Genomic DNA, 14,851 nt, shown 5'->3' on the forward strand with positions numbered 1-14,851 from the left:
CGATCAAGGAACGCAGATGGCCGCTGTCGCTATCGAGCTAATGGTCGTGGTATGGCCGCCCGAGGAACATTTGTCGGCGGCGAGGTCAGTCCAGGCGCCAAGAAGGCGTCTTCGTACTTGCAGAGATAGTAATAGCTGATCGTACTCGCGCCATAATAATGTGGCATCGTGAGTTGCTCGTCCCAACGCGACAGGAGACGTTGCGAGTCAGCCTTCGTCGCATGTCTGGATGCCGGATTGACGACCTCCTCGGTGACCGCGCGGATTTCATCGGACGTGTTGTTGAGCGGCTGCGCTCCGTTGCGACGGAGAACGCAGGCGTCGAACAAGCGCCAGCGCCAGGGAGTCGACGTGAGCTGCGCTTGTGTCAGCATCGTTCCGTCCGCCAGGCGCACCGGTTTCAGCGCAAACCGAACGCGGCTGTTCCACAACTGCGCATCCGTCGTGATACAATTGACGAGGGCGCTTGGGATCCCGAAGCTGATCGCGACATTCGTCAATCCCGAGGTCGTGCCAATGAACGCCCTGGCGTTCCGGATAAGACAAATGTCCATCAAATCGGATCGGAAGTCGCTCAACGCATAGTCGATTGCACGGTCGAGCGAGGGAAGTCTGGGTGAATTCGGACCGCCGAGCTTGATCACCCAGCCGCCCCTCCCGGTGATCGCGCGGATCGCATCCAAATAGGTATTGATCGTCGAATTGCGATGCGTCTGGCCGGTCCCATCGACCTCGGAATAATGGGAAGCATCGCGGGCGTGCAGGCACACGTACCAGTCGTCCGGATTCATGCCCCAGGATTCGCGCATCCGCCGAAAATCGTCCTGCACTTTCGGCATCGCTCCGAAGATGCGGTCATACTCGTCGCGCAAGGGATGGCCCCGGACCTCCTTCTCCCATTGCACGATGGCAAGCGCCCCAGCTTCCTGCCACGGCACGATCTCGCCGTTCGGCAGTTGGAACACATTGAAATTCATGCCGTACCAGCGCTGCAGAGACAGGAGTTCTTCGCCGACCGCCTGGGACACGGTTTCCCCGATCACGACGACATCGGCAAAGCGTTCGAACAGCCGAAAAAACGTCCTGTTGGCCACCAGGTTCGGTCGCGCGACGATCAGCGGCTTTCCCGCCCACCACCCCAGGTCACGCATCCGGAACAGGATGTCGAGCATGCCGAGATGACCGATCTGGGCCGTCCATTCCTCCGGAAGGATCCGCAATTGGTCCAGCGGGATCCCCAACCTGCCTAACAAGTGACTGACTTCTGCGGACACGGCCGGCGTTGCCTTGCGCAGTTCCGACTGCGCCGCAAGCGCTCTCGCGAACAGGCGGATGCCGAGATCGCCCCGGCCGACATGGGTCACGCGCTGGCCCGTGAAGTTGCAGAGATCGAATAGCCTGCCCGCGGAGCCGCAAGCGAAGTCGAGAGGATTAGGACGGTAGTTCTGCGCCGGACGCGACGCCATGTTTTGGTGAGGACGCATGTAATCGGGGACACCACGACACGCGACTGACATGCTTTCGATCGCGCCGGCTTCGCTGCCCGCTATGATCTCGATCATGCCTTTGAGAAAGACGAGATGACACTCCAGTTCCGAACCTGATCTCAGAGACAATTGCGAGGTCAGCCGATACGCCTTGTCGAACTCTCCAAGCTCGAAGAGCGAGCGAACCATCATGTTCGCCAAGTCCGGCGAACGGGCTGCCAGCCGATCCTGCACGACCAGATCATAGGCTTCCCGATTGGCCCCAATCCGGACCAAGAGCTCCGCCGACTGCACCGGAAAGCACCATCTCAGTGATCCCGCGAAATGCTGGTCTGGCTTCTTCGCCAGCAGAGAGGCCACATGGACCTGATAGGCTCTTTCGAGCAGGCGACGGCCGCGAAGTTGTCCGATCTCGAAGGAGAATAGGATCAGGAAGGCCAGGCGAGGCGGCAGAAGGTTCAGAAGGCTGGCAGCCCAAGCGTTCAGGATGCGCGCCCATCGCTGCGCCTGCAGCAGGGCCAGCTCTCTCGAACGCACAAGTCCGGCCGGCAAATCCTCTGGTGCGGGGAACAGCTCGACGATTCCGCGTCTACGCATTAGGCCCAGCAGATCAAACGACGCTTTGAAGCGCTGCATCGATACCCCAACTCCGCCTCACACGGCGCCATGTCCGCGTTCTGAAACCCACGCGGCCTGCGACAGACCAGGAGAAAGGCTATGCTGTTCGTATCCAGAACCTCTCGAATTGACGGCCAGCAACACAGGCGGCCTATCTGTTAGAACCGTCAAGTCAACCCACGACCAATGATCGTGATGACCCCATGAACCCATTCGGCGATCGGCAAGAGCCCTGCCTTGTCGACAATCAGCAGAATTGTGGACCACAAAGCCAGCCACTCGAGCACGATCCGGCCAAGCCCCACCGAACTGAAGACGAAAGCCGTAAATCCCGCCAGCACGGAGTTGAGGAACCCTGCGCCGGCCGCAAGAAGAACAAAGAAGAAGACCGTACTCACGCAGATGATGCGCAAGATCGACCTTAGGACTTGAACCATATCTTTCACACCGGTGCCCCCCTCTTACCAACGTCAAATTATGTAACGAAACAGTTGTCGGTAAACGCTCCCAAGTATCGTGTGCAGCATCTCACCTAAACGGATGTACGATCTGAATCGGGAAAGCTCCGAGTCGCCGGTCCGATTCGGGACAAGCTCATGCGAGCGTGATTTTCGCATCGGGCCATTACGGTGCAACCCAAAAGTGAGTTCCTTCGTGCAGCGAATTCGACGTCCGCGTCCCCTCGCCGCGGCACTTCTATCCGCTCATTTCGATCCGAAGCTGCACCAGCTGCTGTTCCCAGGCCGCCAACATTCGCCGAATGGCATTCCAGAAGGGGCAAATCTTGGCTATCAGCGAGCACTCGCGCGAAGTTCATAGACAACGCGGATTTCTGTCCTACCTACACACCCGTTCGCGTCTGTTGCAGGCCGAATATTTTACGTTGTATTGTTCCCAAGTACACTGCTATTGCGGTTGCCTGCGGATGGCAACATCCTTTGCGCGGCCGGCGCCCTGGATACAGTGGCGACCGAGCCAGTCTTTTTGTTCGAGCAATCCAGCTGAACCATGCCCACCCGATCATCGTCCAGCTGCCGACTGTGCGGTCAGCCGATCACCACGCAGGCGCTTTCGTTCAGCGCCCTCCCAGTCTGCAACCGGTTCACGCCTGACGGCCGCGTCGAACACCGGATGACACTCGACATCGTCGAATGCGACACCTGCCGGCTCGTCCAGCTCCGCGAGGCCCCGCCCTCAGATACGCTGGTCCCGACGGTTCCCTGGATCCGATACCGCGAGCCGGAAGGCCATCTCGATGTATTGGCCGGCGAACTGCTCGCGCTGCGGCCTGAGGCCCGCAACGTCCTCGGCACCGGTCCGTTCGAGCAACCCCTGTTGTCGCGGCTCGGTGCACGCGGTCTCGCCGCAAGCGCGCTGGCGCTCGACCTTCCCGCCGTCGAAGGCCGTTTTCCTTATCTGGAAAGCTGGCAGGCCATGCTCAACGGTTCCGACCTCGCAGCTCGCGCGGCGCAGCTCGGCACCTTCGACATCGTCTCCTGCCGCTACATCCTCGAACACGCGCCGGAACCGGTTCGCGCACTCCAGGCGCTGAAGCAGCTGCTTTCCAACAATGGGCTGCTGCTGATCGAAGTCCCGGACAGCAGCAAGTTCGTGGCCGCTCGCGACTACTGCTTCCTGTGGGAAGAGCACAGCAGCTATTTCGTCGAGGAAACTCTGCGCGACCTGGCCGCGGTCAGCGGCTATCGGGTGGCGGCCCTGCTGCGCTACCCGGGGGTGCTGGAGGATGCCTTGGTGGCCGTCCTGGAGAGAGCGGATACGGCCGCCCTGCCGCCAGCAGCCCGCGGCCCCTCCGCCCTGTTTCAGGTCTACCGTGACAATTTTGCAACCACCCGGGCGCAGCTGCGCAGCAGGCTGTCCGCCTTTGCTGGTCCGGACCGGACCGGCATCGCCCTGTTCGGCATCGGCCATCACGCCATCATGTTCGTCAACGCCTTCGGCCTCGCCGACCTGATCGCGCTGGCGGTCGACGATGATGCGGATAAGTCCGGCTTTTTCCCCCCAGGCTTCCACAGGCCTGTGGTAGGCTCCGAACGGCTGCTGGCCGACGAACGGATCAAGCTGTGCCTGTTTGCGGTCGCTCCGCATATCGAAGGCAAGGTGCGCGACAAGCTCGCCCCTCTTGCCGCCAGGGGCGTGCAATTCCGCTCGATCTACGCCGCGCTCGACAATTCGATCCTGAAGGACCCCGCATGACGCTCGTCCAGAAATCCCCCGAGGTCTTCCTCGCCGAGGGCCCGATTGCCGCCGTGGGGCCGGCCGAGATCGAGACGCTGAAGGCCGCAGTCAAGGCCAGCCCGAAGCGGCGGGCGCGGATCAATGCGCACCCGGACGGCGAAGACACGCTGCATGAGATGATCATCGCGATCGACGCCAGCTCCTACATCCGGCCGCACAAGCACCCCGGCAAGAGCGAGGCCTTCCACATCGTGGAGGGCGAGGTCGACATCGTCGTATTCCGCGACGACGGCGAGATCGACCGCGTCGTCGAACTCGGCGCCCCCGGTGGCCGCCGGCCGTTCTATTACCGGATGTCGAATGCGTTCTTCCACACCCTGATCATCCGCAGCGATCTTCTGGTCGTGCACGAGATCACCAACGGTCCGTTCCGCCCTGGCGCGTCGGTGTTCGCCGATTTCGCGCCCGAAGACAGAGACACCGCCAAGGCTGCGACCTATCAGGCCGAGCTGGTCCGGCGGGTCGCGGCCCTGCAGGACGCCGCGGCATGACCCCGCATGCCGTCGTCGTCGGCGGCACCCGGGGTCTTGGCCGGGTGGTGGTCGAACGTTTCTTGGCCCGCGGCTGCGCGGTCAGCGTGGTGTCGCGGCAGCGCCCCGCGGACTTTCCCGATCAGGCCGGACTGCGCCACTTCCCTGCCGACCTGGAACGCAGCGAGGGCTTCGCCGGGTTGTGGGACCGGGTCGCCGAGGCCGGTGGCCCCATTCGCTATCTGGTGTTGAGCCAGCGCTTCCGCGGCCAGGGCGACCCCTGGGCCGGCGAGATCCAGGTCGGCCTCACCGCATCGCGCGACCTGATCGAGGGCTTCGCCAGGCATTTTGCCGATGCGGGAGACCGCGGAATCGGCGTGGTCAGCTCGGTCTATGCCGAATTCGTCGGCAGCTCGCAGCCGGTCGGCTACCACGTGGTGAAGGGCGGCCTCAATGCGATGGTCCGCCATTATGCCGCAACCCTCGGCCGGCGCGGCATCCGCGTCAACGCCATCATGCCGCTGACCTATCTGAAGCGCGAATCGCGGGTATTTTACGAGCAGAACGAAAAGCTGATGGACACCTATCGCCGGCTGGTGCCGCTCGGCCGGCTCGGCACGGCCGAAGAATGCGCCGATGCGCTCGATTTCCTCTGCAGCGAGCGCGCCTCCTTTATCAACGGGCAAAGCCTGTTTCTGGACGGCGGGGTCTCCACAGTCTGGCAAGAAGAGGTCGCCAAGAGCTTCGCGGGCCTGTAAAAGCGGCCGCGATTTTGCTTCGGCCGACCGTCCCTTGCCTCTCAAGGGATCGCCAACCAAGGACACGACATGCAGCACGTCAAGCACAAGACCGATTGCCGCCTGTGCGGCTCGACCCAGCTCGAACATGTGCTGCCGATCAGGCCCTCAGCGATCGGCGACGCCTTCGTCACCGCCGAACGGCTGAGCGAGAAGCAGGATCTGTATCCGCTCGACTGCTACCTCTGCCTCGACTGCGGCCACCTGCAGAATCTCGACGTCGTCGATCCCGACATCCTGTTCCGCGACTACACTTATCGCACTTCGGTCTCGTTGGGCCTGGTCGAGCATTTCAAGCGCTATGCGCAATCGGTGGTTTCGACACTCGGCATCCCCAAGGGCAGCCTCGTGGCCGAGATGGGCAGCAATGACGGCTCGCTCCTGAAAGCGTTCAAGAACGAAGGCATGCGGGTCCAGGGCGTGGACCCCGCGCGCGACATCGCCGCGGCCGCCACCGCCGACGGCATCCCGACGATTCCCGACTTCTTCACCAGCGCACTGGCTGCCAAGATCAAGTCCGACCAGGGCGAGGCTAAGCTGTTCTGCGCCAACAACGTATTCGCGCATATCGACAACATGTCGGATGTGGTGAAGGGCATCCGCCTGCTGCTTGCCGACGACGGCGCCTTCGTGTTCGAGGTCTCCTACATCGTCGACATGATCGACAACATGGTGTTCGACACCATCTATCACGAGCACGTCTCCCATCACGCGCTGATCCCGCTCGAGACCTTCCTGAACAAGCACGACATGACGCTGTTCCAAGTCGAGCGTACCGCGACCAAGGGCGGTTCGATCCGCGCCTTCGCGCAGCCGAAATCGACCGGCAAGCGCCCGCGCTCGGCGGAGCTGTCGAAGCTGATCGCCGAGGAAGAGCGGCGCGGCATCACCAAGCCCAAGATCTACCAGGACTGGTTTGCGGCGATCGAGCAGTGCAAGCGCAGGACGCTGGCCTATCTCGACAAGGCGATCGCCGAGGGCAAGCTGGTCGCAGCCTATGGCGCCTCGACCACCACGACCACCCTGCTCTACCACTTCGAGCTGGAAAGCCGCGTCAAGTTCATCGTCGACGACAATCCGCTCAAGCAGGGCCGCTACAGCCCGGGCGCCCATATTCCAGTGCTGCCTTCGACAGAGCTTGCGACCAGAAAGCCCGACATCGTCGTCATTCTCGCCTGGATCTACGCCGACCCGATCCTGAAGCGGAACCAGGCCTATCTGGAGGCCGGCGGCCGTTTCCTGGTGCCCCTGCCGGAGCCGCGGGTCGTCGAGGCATCCGGCTCGGTCGCGATCTGAACCGCTTGGCAAGCGCTGCGCCGCCCGGGCCGCCGCGCTTGCACACGCTTCGCGGAACGGTTGACAGTCTCTCCGGAACATGGTGCAGCAAGCGCCGTGGCAGCGCCGCCGGCGAGACTCCGGTTTGGCATTTTCGCCTGGCCAGCCAAAGACTTACGACACTTGACGAGGTAGCAGGATGACCTCCGTGACCGATGGACAGGTCGAACGGTTTGTGGTCGCGGAAAGGCCGCGCTTTTCCTGGGCGCGCTGCCGCGCCGATATTGCCCCTATCGTGACCCGTCACGTCACCTGGCGGGCGCTCGCCATGGGCGACATCCGCTCCAAATACCGCCGAACCCTGCTGGGACCGTGGTGGATCACAGCCACCAACGCGATCACGGCGCTGATCATGGGCACGGTCGCCGGCCGCTTCCTCGGCGCTGACATGAAGACCTACCTTCCGCACTTCATGATCAGCATCACCATCTGGAATTTCATTTCCTCCTCGCTCAGCGAGGCCTGCTACACGATGATCAATGCCGGCGGCATGATCAAGGCAGTGGATATGCCGATCGTGATCCACGTGATGCGCATGGTTCAGCGCAACCTGATCATCTTCCTGCACAACATCGCCATCATCCCATTCATTTGGCTCGTCTTCCCGTGGTCGATCGGCTTTGCGAGCCTGCTCAGCGTGTTCGGGTTGGCGCTGGTCTACGTCTTCATCGTCAGCGCATCGATCATCGTTTCCATGATCTGCGTGCGCTATCGCGATGTGCCCCCGGTGATGGCCGCCGTGCTGCAACTTCTGTTCTTCATCTCACCGATCATCTGGGAGCCATCGCGAATCCAAGGCGGCGATCTGATCGTCGGGATCAACCCAATCGCCTACCTGCTGGCGATCACCCGCGATCCCCTGATGGGCACCGTCCCGAGCCTGACCAGCTGGGCCGGCGCCGTTGGATTCATCGCTGTACTGACCGGTGCCATGGTCTACATCTACACGCGCTATCGCGCGCGCGTCGTCTACTGGGCCTGACCCGCCCGCGAGGATTGTTGGACTCGTCTATCATGACTTTGATTGAAGCCAAGAATATCGGCATCGAGTTTCCGGTGGCACCGCCGAACGCGCGCTCGTTCCGCCACCTCGCCATCAAGGCCGCCTCGCGGGTCGGCGGCAAGGTGTCGAAGAACGAAGGTTCGTTCCAGTTCGTGCAGGCCCTCGACGACATCAGCTTTACCTTGAAGCAGGGCGATCGTCTCGGGCTGGTCGGCCATAACGGCGCCGGCAAGACCACCCTGATCCGGGTGCTGGCCGGCATCTATGAGCCGACGCGAGGATCGTTACGCGTCGTCGGCCGCAATGTCCCGATGTTCGATATCGGGCTCGGCATGGACGAGGAGGCATCCGGCTACGAAAACATTCGCACTCGCGGGCTCATCCTCGGCCTCAGCCCGGAAGAGATCGAAGAGCGCGTGCCGGAGATCGTCGAATTTGCGGAGCTCGGCGACTATCTCGAACTGCCGATTCGCACCTATTCCTCCGGCATGCTGCTGCGGCTGGTCTTTTCGATCGCCGTCTCCATCCACGGCGATATCATCCTGATGGATGAGTGGATCGCAGTGGGCGATGCGCAGTTCCGGAAGAAGACGCATGAGCGGCTGCAGGACATGACGATGCGCTCCGGCATTGTGGTACTGGCTTCGCACGATCACAGCCTGTTGCGCGACACCTGCAATCTCGGCCTCTATCTCGAGGGCGGACGGCCGCGCGCCTTCGGGGCACTCGAAGACGTGTTGAAGGAGCTGCCGGCTGCCTGAGCAGTCCAACGCCTGAACGATGCGGCGGGATGTGACGTGATGACCACCAGGACTGCATCGCTGTCGCCCCCGCGCGTCACGCTCGTCGTTCCAAATTACAATCACGCGCGATATCTGCCGGAATCCCTCGGCAGCGTCGCCAGACAGACCCGGGCTCCCGATCGCGTCCTGATTATCGACGACTGTTCGACCGATGACAGCATCGCCGTCATCTCGCGATTCCTGGTGGACAATCCGACCTGGCAGCTCATTCGGCACCAGACGAATCAGGGTGTGGTGCGTGGCCAGAACGAAGCCCTGGCCATTGCGGATACCGACTGGATCGGTTTTCTCGGCGCCGATGATGCCCTGCATCCGACCTATCTGGAGAAAGCGCTGGCGCAGGCAACGCGCTTCCCCGAGGCCGGCCTGATCTGCGCCTGCTGCGAAATCATCGGGCCTACAGGAGCGTCGGATGCCCGCATGCTGCGGCCGATCATGCTGCCGGCGCCGCAATCGACGATGCTGCAGCCGGCTGACGTCCGGCACATTCTGCTCGCGGGTGATAATTACTTCTCCGGCACCGTGTCGCTCTACCGGCGCGAGGCGCTGCAAGCACTCGGCGGCTTCGACGTCAGCCTCGGCTCCTTCTCCGACGCATTCCTCGCGCGCCGGCTCGCCCTCACCTATGGGTTCTATTTCATCGCGGAGATCCTCGGCTACTGGCGGATCCACGGCCAGAACTACTCGACGGCCACCGCAACCGACCCGACTGCTCTGGAAACCAAGCTGGCCGAGATCAGCGCCCGCATCTCCGACAGCATTCTGTTCCCGCCCGGCTACGGCGCGCTGTTCGCGCGCCGCAATCGCTTTGGCGCGGTACGGATGGTGCTGGGGACGGATGCGCCTGCGTCTGCCAAGGCGGCGCATGCGGCCGCCCTGCTCGATGGCGGCCCGTTTGATGCGCATCTGCTACGGCTTCTGCTCCGCTTCGGCGCTGCCGGCCGCCTCGCCGCGCTGGCTTGGGCCACGCTCCGGACGCGACCGATGTCGCTGATGCGCCTGCTCGCCCAACGCGCGAGGCGCGGTGCGATCGTCGCGGCAACGCCGGCCTATCGTGCCCCATGACCGCGCGGGCCCCCATCGGCACTCTCCGGCATCGCCTGACCAGGCTCCAAACGAGCCACGCCACGGCCGAGCCACGCCCGGTCACGCCAAGTTCACCGGCTCAGACCGACGAGAGACAAGGCAGACGATCGACCAAAGCTTGGCTGACGGGGCTTGCCTTTCGCTTCTACGGCTTTCTGAGCGCACGCCGGCGCCAATTGCTGCCGCTCACGATTCGTGCGGCCAACTTCATCGATCGCAGGATGATCGCGGCACCTGCAGGCCCAGCCCTTTTGCGCTTCACGGAGCACAGGCTGGCGCGTGGCTCACGCATCGGCGCGATCGCCGCACGGCTGATTCTCATAGCGCTGGCGGGCGCGGCCCAGATGCACCTTGCGGCCAGCCGCAAGCCGAGCGCGCTGCGCGCGGCACGGCTGCTCAACGTGATCTTCCGCGCCCAGGTCCGCGCGCGACGCGGCCTCGGCCCGCAGGCCTATTTCACGACGCTTGCGCTCTGCAGCGCCTACGACCGCATCGTTCGCGAGGTCCCGCATACGGAGGAGATCGACAGCTTTGCGATCAATTTCGCGGTCGGCGTCGCCCACATGTACCGCGGCAATTATCCGGTCGCGGAGCATTTCCTGAAGCGAGCGGCGGCCTCGGGCGACAGCAACGCCCTGCGCAAGCTCGGCTGCGTCCATGTGCTAATGCACGATCATGCGAGCGCGGCCGAATGCTTCGCCGCGTCGGTGAAGCGCGATCCCCACTCGGTCATGGCGCATCAAAACTATGCGGGCGGCTATGATCCATCGGCTTACAGGCCGAGCGCCTGGGAGCTACAGCACGCCGGCGAGCTCCTGATCTATGACAATCTGATCCAGCTCGGCGAAAACTTCTATCATCAGGGCCGCTACGAGGACACCTTCCGCTGCTATCAAGCCGCGCTCGACCATCAGGATGCGCTAGCGCAGAGATGGTCGATTCCGGACGAACTCCTGGAGCGGATCAAGGGCGTAAGCATCAACTTCAAGCCCAACCTGCCGGTGCGACTGCTCGGCTACGAGTGGGTGACCTTGATCGGCCATATCGGCTTCATCGACTGCCATCTGCGTATGGCCGAGCTCGGCATCGTGCCGGCAGCCAATTACGTGCTGCTGGCGCCTCCGGCGAAAGTCATCAATCAAGCGTTCCTAAACCTGTTCGCCCCGCATCTGACGATCATCGAAGATCCCGCGCTGGTCGATGACCTGCTTCCCTATCAGCGTCTGGTCGGCGATCAGTTCATCGCAGTGCGGGGCGAAGATGGTCTCGCCGAGCCTTGGGCGCATGCGGCGGCGCGTGCTCAGGTCGCCTGGGCGGAACAGCGGCGCGCTCCAATTGTCACAGTCCCGCAACAGCTTCGCGAGGCAGGTCGTGCCAAGCTGCGCAGCGCCGGTGTCACCGCCGACTGGTTCGTTGCGATGCACATCCGCGAGGGCGGCTATCACGGCGACGGACCGGGCACCACACGACAGCATCGTTCAGCCAATGTCGGCGATTATCTGGAGGCCATCGGCCACATCACCTCGCGCGGTGGTGCGGTGGTCAGACTCGGCGACCGCAGCATGACACCGCTGCGCGGCCTGCCCGGCGTGTTCGACTATGCCCATAGCGACATCAAATCGGCCGAGATGGATCTTTTCCTCTGTGCGGAGGCACGCCTGTTCGTCGGGACCACCTCAGGCCTCACCACTGCTGTGCAGGCGCTCGGCACACCGATGCTGCTCGTCAACTGCATCTCCAATGACTGCCAGTTCTGGCACGAGAAGACGGATTTCACCCTGCGGCCGGTCTACGACCGCCGGGCGCGACGTTATCTCTCGCTGCGCGAGACCTATCGTCAACCGTTGCAGGCGCTCCTGATCGATACGGGTGTGCTGGCACGGCACGGGCTTGAGATCCACGCCAACCGACCCGAGGACATCACCGCCGCCGTCCGTTACAAGCTTGATTGTCTGGACGGAAGCACGCGGCCCTTGCGCGAGGGCGGCGCGCTGCTCGATCGGTATCTCGTTACACTTGCCGACAATCCCTACAATTTCGGCGCTGCACTTCCGGTGCCGGCCTTCCTCGCGCGGATACCGGAGTTGCTGGACCCAATCGGCTAAATCCGCATAATCGGCCGGGTGGGGATCAGGGGTGAGAACCAGACTTTAATTTCTCGAAAAGACTCTCCCTTTGGTAGGTAAGGGCACGACGGTGCGATTTATTTTGCTTCACCCGTGATCGTCGGGCGCAAATGCGCCCTCATCATGCGTGAGCTTTGCGAGCATCTGGAACCAGAGCGATGACGGGGCTGACTTCTGCAGACAACAGCACGGCCGACATGCCTCCAAGCACGCCGGTCAACCTTCCGGAAGAGGCCGTCCAGGCTCAGCCTGCGCAAGGCAGTTTCGGCGGTATCGGTTCCGTGGTTGCCGTCACATCCGGCGGATTGACCATCAATCTGCTTTTCGATGCGGCCGCGATGGCTGCTCCTGCCGCGTTCCGCGCCGGAATCCAGCAGGCGGCCGCGATCCTGAGTTCAACCATTTCCGACCACATCACGGTCAATCTCAAGATCGATTACAGCGGCACTGGTGGCGGCGCGGGTGCGACCCCAGACGTCGGGCAGTGGCAGACCTATTCGAACGTCCGAGCCAATCTAATCAATAATGCAAGTCTCGGAGATACGACGTTCAACGCACTGCCATCAGGATCGACCTTCCAAGGGCAATCCTACGTTGCAGTTTGGAACTCGCAGCTGAAGCTGTGGGGAGTTCTTGGCGCCAACGACACAACGACGGACGACGGCAGCGCCACCTTCGCCACCGATATTGATCCGAACCTTCTCGTCGGCGTCGCACTGCATGAGCTGACCCATGCGTTCGGCCGCGTGCCCTACGGATCGCAGCCTGACATTTTCGATTTCTATCGGTTTTCGAGCCCAGGCGTGGCGCTGCTCACGGGCGGCGCAACCGCTTCGCCGGCCTATTTTTCCCTCGACGGCGGCTACACCAAGCTTGCCGACTATGGTCAGAACTCCGACGCGAGCGACTTCCTCAACAGTGGCGTGCAGGGCCCAAACGACCCGTTCAACGAGTTCTACACGGGCAGCACCCTGCAGATGCTGACCGCGGTCGACCTGAAGCAATTGGACGCGCTGGGATTTCATCTCACCTCCGCTACGCCGGTGACGATCGAATCCTTCGGGTCAACCAGCTTGCTGCAGTCCAGCTTTGGCTATTTCCTCAATCCTGTCGCCGGCGGCACCGGACCTCAGCTTAAGTTCGGCGGCAGTGCCTTGGCCCCAGGGCAACTGGGTGGTTGGACACCGATCGGCGCGGAAATTACGGGCAGCGGCTACCAGATCGCATGGAAGATGGCCGGCGCCGACCTTTATACGATCTGGAATACCGACAGTAATGGCAACTACACGGGCAATGCGATTGGCGCAGTTGCGGGTGGCAGCGCTGCTCTGGAAGGATTCGAGACCAGCCTCCATCAGGATCTAAACGGTGACGGCATCATTGGCGTTACGACGACCGTGATCGAATCCTTGGGGTCGACGAGTCTCGTTCAAGTGGCCAATGGCTATTTCCTCGATCCGGTCGCCGGTGGCGCCGGACCGCAGTTGAAATTCGGCGGGGCCAACTTGGTGGTCGGCCAGCTTGGTGGCTGGACTCCGATCGCCGCCGAGACGACGGGTAGCGGCTATCAGATTGCATGGAAGATGGCCGGCGCCGATCTCTATACGGTCTGGAACACCGACTCCAACGGCAATTACATCGGCAATGCGATAGGTGCTGTCCCGGGCGGCGACAGTGGGCTCGAGGCGCTGGAGACGACGTTTCATCAAGACCTCAATGGCGACGGCACCATCGGGGTAGTCAGCACCGTGATCGAGGCTCTGGGCTCAACAAGCTTGGTACAGGCGGGCTCGAACTATCTTCTTGACCCGGTCGGCGGCGGCAGCGGTCCGCAGATCAAGTTCGGCGGGTCCGTGCTCTTGGCTGGGCAGCTAGGTGGATGGATGCCCATCGGCGCCGAGATCACAAGCAGCGGCTACGAGGTCGCCTGGAAATTTCAGGGCTCGGATCTTTATACCGTCTGGAACACAGATAGCAGCGGCGCATACACCGGCAATGCGATCGGCGCTGTCAGTGGAAGCAACGCGTCTTTAGAGGCGTTGGAAATCAGCTTCCATCAGGATCTGAATGGCGATGGCGTTATTGGCATTCCAACCACCGTCATCGAAAGCCTTGGTGCAACGAGCCTCGTCCAATCAGGCACGACATATTTTCTGAACCCCGTCGGCGGCGGCACCGGCCCGCAGATCAAATTTGGCGGTTCTGCCGTGGTCGTTGGCCAAATGGGCGGCTGGATGCCGATCGGCGCAGAAGCTGCTGGCAGCGGCTATCAAGTCGCTTGGAAGATGACGGGCGCAGATCTGTATACCGTCTGGAACACGGACAGCAGCGGAAATTACGTTAGCAACGCCATCGGCGCAGTGCCCGGAGGCACCGCTTCGCTGGAAACGCTGGAGACGAGCTTCCAGCAAGATCTCAATGGCGACGGCACGATCGGGATCCCCGCCCATACTGTCATGGCCGCCGTGCAATCGGCAGCAGCTGCTTCCCCTGGCGCCGCACTGCCGTTCGTGCAACCTGTCGCTCAGGATAATTTCCATTTCGCAGGCGATGGCGCAAGCGGCGCGCTTGAATACGGGACAGCAGCATCCGGGCCGACGATCAGCGGCAGTGCTCCCCAGAACTCCATCTCTGCAGCAGTGTTTGCATCCCTTCCGACTCCCGCGCATTTCGGCCAGATCGCCGAATTTAATTTTGCCTCCACGGGCAATCCGACCATGTCAGCGACTCAGCCGGCCCCACTTCCGACCCTTAGCCACGACATGGCGATCGCGGTGATATCGCATGCGGTGCATGACGCGATCACGATCGAACCGATGACGACAGCAGAACTGCTCGCGCATTTCTCGAATTTCCATTTGCTCTGAGCG

General features: G+C 62.4%; 11 protein-coding genes. 9 read left to right on the forward strand and 2 right to left on the reverse strand.

Features of this window, described 5'->3' with window-relative positions; genetic code table 11:
• Nucleotides 1-29: 29 nt before the first annotated feature.
• Together QXZ85_RS12855 and QXZ85_RS12860 are read right to left on the reverse strand one after the other, a co-directional pair.
• Nucleotides 30-2,084: a TIGR04372 family glycosyltransferase gene (locus QXZ85_RS12855; protein WP_315729590.1), complete on the reverse strand. Its 2,055-nt coding sequence runs from the start codon at nt 2,082-2,084 to the stop codon at nt 30-32.
• Between the two features lie 188 nt (nt 2,085-2,272).
• Nucleotides 2,273-2,503 (reverse strand): hypothetical protein, encoded by a 231-nt coding sequence (locus tag QXZ85_RS12860; protein ID WP_315704417.1) that lies wholly within the window; start codon nt 2,501-2,503, stop codon nt 2,273-2,275.
• A gap of 610 nt (nt 2,504-3,113) precedes the next feature.
• On the opposite strand from QXZ85_RS12860, the gene QXZ85_RS12865 reads away from it, so the two are divergent.
• From QXZ85_RS12865 to QXZ85_RS12905, 9 genes are all read left to right on the forward strand, one after another.
• Entirely contained in the window at nt 3,114-4,319 is a 1,206-nt protein-coding gene (locus tag QXZ85_RS12865) for a class I SAM-dependent methyltransferase (RefSeq protein ID WP_315704418.1), read from the forward strand.
• Complete coding sequence (locus QXZ85_RS12870) at nt 4,316-4,852, forward strand: WbuC family cupin fold metalloprotein (RefSeq protein WP_315704419.1); 537 nt, start codon at nt 4,316-4,318, stop codon at nt 4,850-4,852. The genes QXZ85_RS12865 and QXZ85_RS12870 overlap by 4 nt, the downstream gene beginning before the upstream one ends.
• The gene (locus QXZ85_RS12875; protein ID WP_315704420.1) at nt 4,849-5,589 is read left to right on the forward strand and encodes an SDR family oxidoreductase; all 741 of its coding nucleotides are present in this window, start codon (nt 4,849-4,851) and stop codon (nt 5,587-5,589) included. The genes QXZ85_RS12870 and QXZ85_RS12875 overlap by 4 nt, the downstream gene beginning before the upstream one ends.
• Nucleotides 5,590-5,658: 69 nt before the next feature.
• Nucleotides 5,659-6,924, forward strand: coding sequence for a class I SAM-dependent methyltransferase (locus tag QXZ85_RS12880; RefSeq protein ID WP_315704421.1), 1,266 nt, complete (start codon nt 5,659-5,661; stop codon nt 6,922-6,924).
• Between the two features lie 178 nt (nt 6,925-7,102).
• The gene (locus QXZ85_RS12885) at nt 7,103-7,945 is read left to right on the forward strand and encodes an ABC transporter permease (protein ID WP_315704422.1); all 843 of its coding nucleotides are present in this window, start codon (nt 7,103-7,105) and stop codon (nt 7,943-7,945) included.
• Between the two features lie 32 nt (nt 7,946-7,977).
• Nucleotides 7,978-8,727, forward strand: a complete 750-nt coding sequence (locus QXZ85_RS12890; RefSeq protein WP_315704423.1) for an ABC transporter ATP-binding protein — start codon at nt 7,978-7,980, stop codon at nt 8,725-8,727.
• A 39-nt stretch (nt 8,728-8,766) separates the two neighbouring features.
• The gene (locus QXZ85_RS12895; RefSeq protein WP_315768528.1) at nt 8,767-9,834 is read left to right on the forward strand and encodes a glycosyltransferase family A protein; all 1,068 of its coding nucleotides are present in this window, start codon (nt 8,767-8,769) and stop codon (nt 9,832-9,834) included.
• Nucleotides 9,835-10,076: 242 nt separating this feature from the next.
• Nucleotides 10,077-11,960 carry a TIGR04372 family glycosyltransferase gene (locus QXZ85_RS12900; protein WP_316174270.1) on the forward strand — a complete coding sequence of 628 codons (1,884 nt, stop codon included), beginning with the start codon at nt 10,077-10,079 and terminating at the stop codon, nt 11,958-11,960.
• A gap of 179 nt (nt 11,961-12,139) precedes the next feature.
• On the forward strand, nt 12,140-14,848 hold the full coding sequence (locus QXZ85_RS12905) for an NF038122 family metalloprotease (RefSeq protein ID WP_315704426.1): 2,709 nt from the start codon (nt 12,140-12,142) through the stop codon (nt 14,846-14,848).
• Nucleotides 14,849-14,851: the final 3 nt, after the last annotated feature.

Origin of the sequence: Bradyrhizobium sp. SZCCHNGR1005, from assembly GCF_032489995.1 — a bacterium.
In the GTDB taxonomy this organism is placed as follows: Bacteria; Pseudomonadota; Alphaproteobacteria; order Rhizobiales; family Xanthobacteraceae; genus Bradyrhizobium.

Coding starts and splice junctions, on each gene's coding strand:
- QXZ85_RS12855 (WP_315729590.1), bottom strand. CDS start 2,084: ATGCGTAGACGCGGAATCGTCGAGCTGTTCCCCGCACCAGAGGATTTG.
- QXZ85_RS12865 (WP_315704418.1), top strand. CDS start 3,114: ATGCCCACCCGATCATCGTCCAGCTGCCGACTGTGCGGTCAGCCGATC.
- QXZ85_RS12870 (WP_315704419.1), top strand. CDS start 4,316: ATGACGCTCGTCCAGAAATCCCCCGAGGTCTTCCTCGCCGAGGGCCCG.
- QXZ85_RS12875 (WP_315704420.1), top strand. CDS start 4,849: ATGACCCCGCATGCCGTCGTCGTCGGCGGCACCCGGGGTCTTGGCCGG.
- QXZ85_RS12880 (WP_315704421.1), top strand. CDS start 5,659: ATGCAGCACGTCAAGCACAAGACCGATTGCCGCCTGTGCGGCTCGACC.
- QXZ85_RS12885 (WP_315704422.1), top strand. CDS start 7,103: ATGACCTCCGTGACCGATGGACAGGTCGAACGGTTTGTGGTCGCGGAA.
- QXZ85_RS12890 (WP_315704423.1), top strand. CDS start 7,978: ATGACTTTGATTGAAGCCAAGAATATCGGCATCGAGTTTCCGGTGGCA.
- QXZ85_RS12895 (WP_315768528.1), top strand. CDS start 8,767: ATGACCACCAGGACTGCATCGCTGTCGCCCCCGCGCGTCACGCTCGTC.
- QXZ85_RS12900 (WP_316174270.1), top strand. CDS start 10,077: ATGATCGCGGCACCTGCAGGCCCAGCCCTTTTGCGCTTCACGGAGCAC.
- QXZ85_RS12905 (WP_315704426.1), top strand. CDS start 12,140: ATGACGGGGCTGACTTCTGCAGACAACAGCACGGCCGACATGCCTCCA.